Below are 7705 nucleotides of genomic sequence, written 5' to 3' on the forward strand. Positions count from 1 at the left end.
GCCAGTTGCGCGCGCGCGGTGTAGAGAGCAGCGGTGTATCCGGCCGGTCCGGAGCCGATAACGATCACGTTGCGCACAGGGATATTTGCGATCATCAGAAGCCTTTCAGCTAGGGCCAACTCCGGCGGAGACGAAATCACCATAATCGCAACCCATCACCGTCGCATCGCAAGTTAACGCACAGTGACGGAGGCTATTCCAAGTCAGGGCGTTCCACGGACGTGCGCACAATCAAATGTTGTGACCCCACAACGCCGAGACCGCTACTGAAGGCTTCATAGGCGCTGAACCATTGGGGCTGGCAATGTTTCGAGACGGGGATGGAATGACTGCTGTAGCGCCGCCGGTTGCACCACTGGAAGCCCGTCGCCCGTTTACCGACCGCTTGGGCCTCAAGGGCACGCTGGCCTACAAATTAGTTACCACCACCGATCACAAATTGATCGGGATCATGTATGTCGTCACCTGCTACGTGCTGTTTTTCCTCGGTGGTCTGATGGCGCTGTTGATGCGCACTGAGTTGGCCGCACCCGGACTGCAGTTTCTGTCCAACGAGCAGTACAACCAGCTGTTCACCATGCACGGCACCGTCATGCTGCTGCTGTACGCGACGCCCATCGTGTTTGGGTTCGCCAACTTGGTGCTTCCGCTGCAGATCGGTGCACCCGATGTGGCCTTTCCGCGCCTGAATGCCTTTTCCTACTGGTTGTTTTTGTTCGGCGCCCTGGTCACGACTGCAGGGTTCATAACGCCGGGCGGGGCAGCAGACTTCGGCTGGACCGCATACACCCCGCTGTCCAACGCGATCCACAGCCCGGGTGCCGGCGCGGACCTGTGGATCATGGGGCTGATCGTCGCCGGGCTGGGCACCATTTTGGGGGCGGTCAACATGATCACCACGGTGGTGTGCATGCGCGCGCCGGGCATGACGATGTTTCGGATGCCGATCTTCACCTGGAACATCCTGGTGACCTCGATCCTGGTGTTGCTGGCGTTCCCGTTGTTAACCGCTGCGCTGTTCGCATTGGCCTACGACCGGCACCTGGGCGCCCATATCTACGATCCGGCCAACGGCGGAGTCCTGTTGTGGCAGCACCTGTTTTGGTTCTTCGGCCATCCCGAGGTCTACATCGTGGCGTTGCCGTTCTTCGGCATCATCACCGAGATCATCCCGGTGTTCTCCCGCAAGCCGGTCTTCGGCTATACCACGTTGGTCTATGCCACCCTCGGCATCGCGGGGTTGTCGATGGCGGTGTGGGCGCACCATATGTTCGCTACCGGCGCGGTGCTGTTGCCGTTCTTTTCCATCATGTCGTATCTGATTGCGGTGCCGACCGGGATCAAGTTCTTCAACTGGATCGGCACCATGTGGAGGGGTCAGCTGAGCTTTGAAAGTCCGATGCTGTGGGCGTTCGGTTTCCTGGTCACGTTTCTACTGGGCGGCCTATCCGGCGTGCTGTTGGCCAGCCCGCCGCTGGACTTCCACGTCACCGACAGCTATTTCGTAGTGGCGCACTTCCACTATGTGTTGTTCGGCACGATCGTGTTCGCCTCGTTCGGCGGGGTGTATTTCTGGTTCCCGAAGATGACTGGGCGGCTGCTCGATGAGCGGCTCGGTAAACTCCACTTCTGGCTGACGCTGATCGGTTTCCATACCACATTTTTGGTGCAGCATTGGCTGGGAAATATGGGAATGCCGCGCCGCTACGCCGATTACTTGCCCACCGACGGCTTCACCGCTCTCAACATGGTCTCCACCATGGGATCGTTCATCCTCGGGATCTCGATGATTCCATTCATCTGGAATGTTTTCAAAAGCTGGCGCTACGGCGAACCGGTCACCGTCGATGACCCCTGGGGTTACGGCAATTCCCTGGAATGGGCGACTAGCTGCCCGCCCCCGCGGCACAACTTTACCGAACTTCCACGTATCCGTTCCGAACGCCCAGCGTTCGAGTTGCACTACCCGCACATGGTCGAACGACTCCGGGCCGAATCCCATATCGGGCGCGGCGTCGCGCTGGATCGGAAGCCGGAATAGGTTGACGCGTAACGACCTACGCACAAAAGAATCTTGTGACGTCACAACAACAAGGCTACTACTGGCAGTGGCAGGAGCAGTGAACCATCATCGGCATGACCGGTCGAACTAACTGAAGCCACTGTTATCTGGTGCAAGCACTGGATGATCAACGGCAACCCCGATGCCGTGGGTTGCCGTGCGCACTGCCATGCTTCTAATCCCCGCCCGTACAAAGCAATTAACTGGCAATGCGGGTATGCGGGCCGGAAACTAGTCGTGAAGGAGACAGCACGCCGATGAGTTCATTGCGCGGCTCCGCATCGATAGTACTGACGGTAAAGAGAGCTTCGTCCCGCATCGATGACGCCCCACGCAGAGCGCTCCTCGCTCTGCGTGCCTAATAAGCCGCTGGCCGATGTGATGGCAAAATTACGACGTGACATTCACTGGCAATTCACAGATTTCAGCGCAGCCTGGCCGGAATCCACCGGGCTAGCGTGATTGTCGGCACTTTTTTTAATCACGAGGAGGGGTTAATGGGCCGCGCGCATCGGATCGTCGAATGGAATCCCGAGGACGTCGTTGCTTGGGAGTCCGGCGAAAATAGAATTGCGCGGCGCAACTTGCTCTGCATGATGGCGGCCGACCACGTCGCCTTCTCGATCTGGGCGCTCTGGTCGGTGATGGTGCTGTTCATGCCCGAATCGGTGTACGGCTTTTCGTCGGCTGACAAATTGCTGCTGGGCGCCACCGCCACCCTGGTCGGGGCCAGCCTGCGTATCCCGTACACGCTGGGCATCGCGACCTTCGGTGGCCGCAACTGGACGACGTTCGCGGCGCTGGTGTTGCTGATCCCCACCGTGGGAACTATTGTGCTGCTGGAAAACCCCGGCCTGCCGTTGTGGACGTATGTGATATGCGCGGCATTGACCGGATGCGGCGGCGCCAACTACGCCGCATCGCTGGCCAACGTCAACGCCTTCTACCCACATCGGCTCAAAGGCTCTGCACTGGGGCTCAGTGCCGGCATCGGCAATCTCGGGGTAGCGATCGTCCAGGTGGTGGGACTGGTCGTACTGGCGGTCGCCGGCAATCGCCAGCCTTACTGGGTGTGCGCGGTCTACCTGGTACTGCTCGCGGTCGTTGCGATTGCAGCGGCGCTGTTCATGGACAACCTCGAGCACGGCATAGAAGTGGCCACCTTGCGTTCGGTGATGTTCGAGCGCGACACCTGGGTGCTCGCGCTCCTCTACGTAGGCACCTTCGGTACGTTCATCGGCTTCTCCTTCGCGTTCGGCCAGGTGCTACAGATCAACTTCGTCGCCGGTGGGCAAAGCGCCGCCCAGGCATCACTGCACGCCGCCGAGTTTGCCTTCATCGGGCCGCTGCTGGGATCGCTATCGCGGATCTACGGCGGACGGTTGGCCGACCGCTTTGGCGGCGGCCCCGTCACCTTGGCCGTGTTCGCGGGCATGGTCGCCGCAACCGGAGTGCTGGCCGGCATCAGCACTCACGACGACCACACCGCCGGGCCGACAACCAGTGCCACCATGGTTGGCTATATCGTCTGCCTCATCGCATTGTTCGTCTTGGCCGGCTTGGGCAAAGGCGCAGTGTTCAAGCTGATTCCGGCGGTTATTGAAGCGCGCAGCCACACACGCGAGTGCAGCGAAATCGAACGCCGTAACTGGTCACGAAACATGTCGGGAGCGTTAATCGGGTTCGCCGCCGCGGCTGGCGCGTTCGGCGGCGTCGGCGTCAATCTCGCACTGCGACAGTCCTACCAGAGCACCGGCACCGATACAGCGGCGTTCTGGCTGTTCTTAGTGATTTACGTCGCCGCGGCATTCGTCACGTGGTCAATGTACGTGCGTCGCCGCTCCGTTTACCCGAATGTAGCGCGTGCGCAGGCTACTACGGTATCGCCACACGTCGAGGCCGGATTCCTTGGATCGTCGGTGCCAGCGCAGACAGACCTCTGACAAGGTGTCGATCTGCGCACCCAAGTCCACTTGGCGCATCCGCGATTTATGAACCGGAGGCCGAGTGAAGGCGCCTGCACACGCAGTCTGTTACAACAAAGCGCAACCAGATAGTGAGTGTTTCCTATGAGCGGGTATCGCATTCACACTTTCAGTCCATCTTCAGCGCCAGTCCACGGAATTCACAGCGTTTGCCGTTTACGCTTTGTTCATTGCGGTAAAAGGATCCCGGAGATGATGAGCAACAACGAATTTGGCGGTCTCGACGCTCATGACTCTGCCCACGCCCAAGTGCCGAGTGTCGAGTGCCGAGTGGTCTCGGCCGGCGCGCTGCGCGCCGAGGACGCCAAGAGTTGTTTCGAGCCCACAGCCGGCCGACAGGTCATACCGGCTCGAGTAGGGCCTACTACCCGCGAAGCTATGGGGTGCCCGTCTACCGTAATCGTGTATTCATCACCAGCGAGCCAACATGGTTGGCTTACTTGTGAATTCTCGGTGGTGCAACGCCACCTTGGCGTTTACGCATGTCTTCAACGTCGACGGCATCGGCAATGGCGCAGCCGGGGCTCGTAGGCGTCCGGATCGAATCCGGCCAGAAGTACCGCTGCCAATTTCGCTCACCTGCGAATGAATGCTACTGGGGTGCAGGCGTTTAGACGGTGATATCACCGCAGCCCGGTGCACCCTGCGTTGGCCTGCCGCGATGAGTTACACCAACACAGCAGTGTCCTGCACTCAAGGTCTGCGAAGCGTATTCGGCCGGAATCTTCGGGCGAACAGTCTCGGCGCACCGTACTTTTGCAATCGAGGTGCGCCGATGTTGCCGGTATTAATTCCTTGCCAGCCAGCAGTCTCCGGTTCGGTGAGCTGAATCGGTGTTGCCAAGGACGGCAATCAGCTTGTGTGACAGTTGTTTCGACGGGCTAGTTACCGAGTAACCACGCGCATTGGGTTCCGCGGCGGTAACAAATGTTTGTGCATCGCGCAATCATGATGCCCAGCAGCTGATTCGGGAGACTGCGTAACGCCTTCGGCAGCTCGTCAGTAGCCAAGCGATCGAGGTAAACACATGGATTTCGGAGCTTTACCACCGGAGATCAATTCCGGCAGAATGTATGCTGGTTCCGGAGCGGGGCCAATGATGGCCGCAGCGGCGGCCTGGAGCGCAGTGGCCACCGGGTTGGAGTCGGCCGCAAGCGGTTACTCTTCGGTGATCTCGGGGCTGCAAGGCGAGGCATGGTCGGGCGGCGCGTCAGTCGCAATGGCCGATGCGGTTGCGCCCTATGTGGCTTGGGTGACGACGACGGCCGCCCAGGCTGAGCAAGCTGCCAACCAGGCACGGGCTGCGGCGGCAGCCTATGAGACCGCTTTCGCTGCAGTCGTGCCGCCAGCGCTAGTCACAGCCAACCGTGCTCAGTTGGCAAACTTGGCCGCGACCAACATCTTTGGTCAGAACGCTACCCAGATCGCGGCCACCGAGGCTGCCTATGGCGAGATGTGGGCACAGGATGCCCACGCAATGTATAGCTATGCCGCGTCCTCGGCGGCCGCCACCAAGTTCGCGTTGTTCAGCGACCCACCGCAAACCACCAACCCCACCGGCCAATCCGGCCAAGCTACCGCGGTGGCTCAAGCTACCGCCAGCTCGACAGCCTCACACTCTCAAATAACACTTTCAGGTCTGATGACGGCTGTGCCACAGCAGTTACAAACCCTCTCAGCAGCAGGGACTTCGGGCTCTTCGACGTCCTCGTCTTCGTCGATGCTCACCGCGTTCAGTGACTTCAACACTCTTACTGCGCCGGCGAATTTGTTCTCGGGTCTTAGCCGTACATACACATCGGCGGGAAGCTTTGGAACCGGCCTCTTTCGGTCTAACGTCCAAGGCTCCGGCCATCTGCCCGAGGCGGCTACACAGGCCGTCACTGTCGGAGCAAAGACGCTGGCTTCAGAAGGCGTGTCCGGCCCAGTGCTTGTCAATGTGGGGCGCGGGGCGTCGGTCGGTGGTTTGTCAGTTCCGCAGACCTGGGCATCGGCAACCCCAGTGGCCAGCGCTAGCGAAGAGCCGCTGTGGTTGTCAGAAATGGACCTCGGAGCTGTACCGCCAGCGACGGAAACCACAGGGACGGCCACCGTGGGCGGGGCTCCGATCGCGGGCATGGGTCCGCTGGCGGGCATGTTAGCGCGTCCGTCAGTCAGCAGCGTTTTGCGCGTCGAGCCTCGCCGCTTCAAGATGCCCCGTCCTCCGGTCGGCGGATAGCCGGCGATCACGTTCCACCCGACAGCGTCGCGGTGGCTGTTCAGTGGGGTGGCATCAGCTTGGAAAGGAATGTCGGTGTTTGATTTCGGGGCGCTGCCGCCGGAGGTCAACTCCGCCAGAATGTATGCCGGCCCGGGCCCGGGGCCGCTGATGGCGGCCGCGTCGGCCTGGGACGCACTGGCCGCACAGCTCGAGTTGTACGCGGGCAGTTACGCCTCAGTGATCGCGGGCTTGCAAGGCGAGAGCTGGTCGGGCGATGCGTCAGTCGCGATGGCCAGCGCGGCCGCACCGTACGTGGAGTGGGCCACCGGGACGGCCGTGAAAGCCGAGCAAGCCGCCAACCAGGCTCGGGCAGCTGCGGCTGCATATGAAGCGGCCTTCGCCGCGACGGTGCCCCCGATGGCGGTCACGGCCAACCGCATTCAGTTGGCGACCCTCGTCGCGACCAATTTTTTCGGTCAGAACACGCCGGCGATCGCGGCTACCGAGATTGCCTACGGCGAAATGTGGGCGCAGGATGCCGCCGCGATGTATGGCTATGCCGCGTGCTCGTCGGCGGCGACCACGCTGACGCCGTTCAGCCCGCCACCACAGACCACGAACCCCGCCGGGCAATCCGGCCAGGCCGCCGCGGTTGCCCAAGCCGTCGGTACCTCCGCAGGACACGCTCACACGACGCTGCCGCAGCTGATGTCCGCTGTGCCACAACAGCTGCAAACCCTCGCATCGGGGGCGTCCACCAACGCATCCTCGTCGTCGACGTCAACACCGATACTCGCAGCCTTCAGTGACTTCAATACCCTTACCGGGCCGCTGACTCCGCTCTGGCAGGTGACCTACTCGGTGTTTTCAGCAGGACAATTCGGGACAGGATATCGCTTGGCTGAACTCCAGTTAGCCAAGAATGCCAGCACGGCCGCCACCCCGGCCGCCACTGTCGGTGCTACCACCCCCGGCACCGGAGGCGTTCGCGCCAACGTCTGTGCCACTGTGAGCAATGCGGACCGGGTGGGAAAGTTGTCGGTGCCGCAGAGCTGGGCAGCGGCAACTCCGCCGGTCGGCTCCGCCGCTCCGCCGCTCCGTTCGACGGGTACGGCGTTCCGGGCTCTTCCGGCATGGGCGGCGAACCCACCGGCGAGCCCGCAGGCAGGCACGCCGACAACGGCAATTGGGCCGACCAGCGTGGCAGGGCGTCGCACCGGGAACAAGGTATTCCGCATGAGAGACCGTCGCTTCAAAATTCCCCGTCCCCCGGCGGGTGGATAGAGTTTCAGGCGCGGAACCGTGCCAACGGCTGCCAAGACAAGCCTTCAACGGGACGCTGCCGGTAAACGCTTTATTAAGCGGAGGTAGCGCGAGTGTAGGTCAAGTCCCGGGAAGTGGTGTAGTGCTGCGTGATCCGGTGGGTTAGGCGGTGAGTGCGGGCATGTCGTTGGCTCC

General features: G+C 61.5%; 4 protein-coding genes and 1 pseudogene. 4 read left to right on the forward strand and 1 reads right to left on the reverse strand.

Translation table 11 applies throughout. The annotated features are described in order from the left end of the window. A pseudogene (locus tag AWC14_RS29565) lies at nucleotides 1-95 on the reverse strand (thioredoxin-disulfide reductase); the annotation flags it as partial. A 230-nt stretch (nucleotides 96-325) separates the two neighbouring features. On the opposite strand from AWC14_RS29565, the gene ctaD reads away from it, so the two are divergent. The 4 genes from ctaD to AWC14_RS11060 all read left to right on the forward strand — a co-directional run bounded on the left by ctaD (nucleotide 326) and on the right by AWC14_RS11060 (nucleotide 7531). After that, nucleotides 326-2041 (forward strand): aa3-type cytochrome oxidase subunit I, encoded by a 1716-nt coding sequence (ctaD, locus tag AWC14_RS11045; RefSeq protein ID WP_045373605.1) that lies wholly within the window; start codon nucleotides 326-328, stop codon nucleotides 2039-2041. A gap of 518 nt (nucleotides 2042-2559) precedes the next feature. Beyond that, nucleotides 2560-4005, forward strand: a complete 1446-nt coding sequence (locus tag AWC14_RS11050; protein ID WP_081967963.1) for an MFS transporter — start codon at nucleotides 2560-2562, stop codon at nucleotides 4003-4005. 1069 nt (nucleotides 4006-5074) lie between these two features. After that, nucleotides 5075-6265 carry a PPE family protein gene (locus AWC14_RS11055; RefSeq protein WP_081967964.1) on the forward strand — a complete coding sequence of 397 codons (1191 nt, stop codon included), beginning with the start codon at nucleotides 5075-5077 and terminating at the stop codon, nucleotides 6263-6265. Nucleotides 6266-6340: 75 nt separating this feature from the next. Further along, entirely contained in the window at nucleotides 6341-7531 is a 1191-nt protein-coding gene (locus AWC14_RS11060) for a PPE family protein (RefSeq protein WP_045373659.1), read from the forward strand. Nucleotides 7532-7705: the final 174 nt, after the last annotated feature.

The organism is Mycobacterium kyorinense (assembly GCF_002101735.1).
In the GTDB taxonomy this organism is placed as follows: Bacteria; Actinomycetota; Actinomycetes; order Mycobacteriales; family Mycobacteriaceae; genus Mycobacterium; species Mycobacterium kyorinense.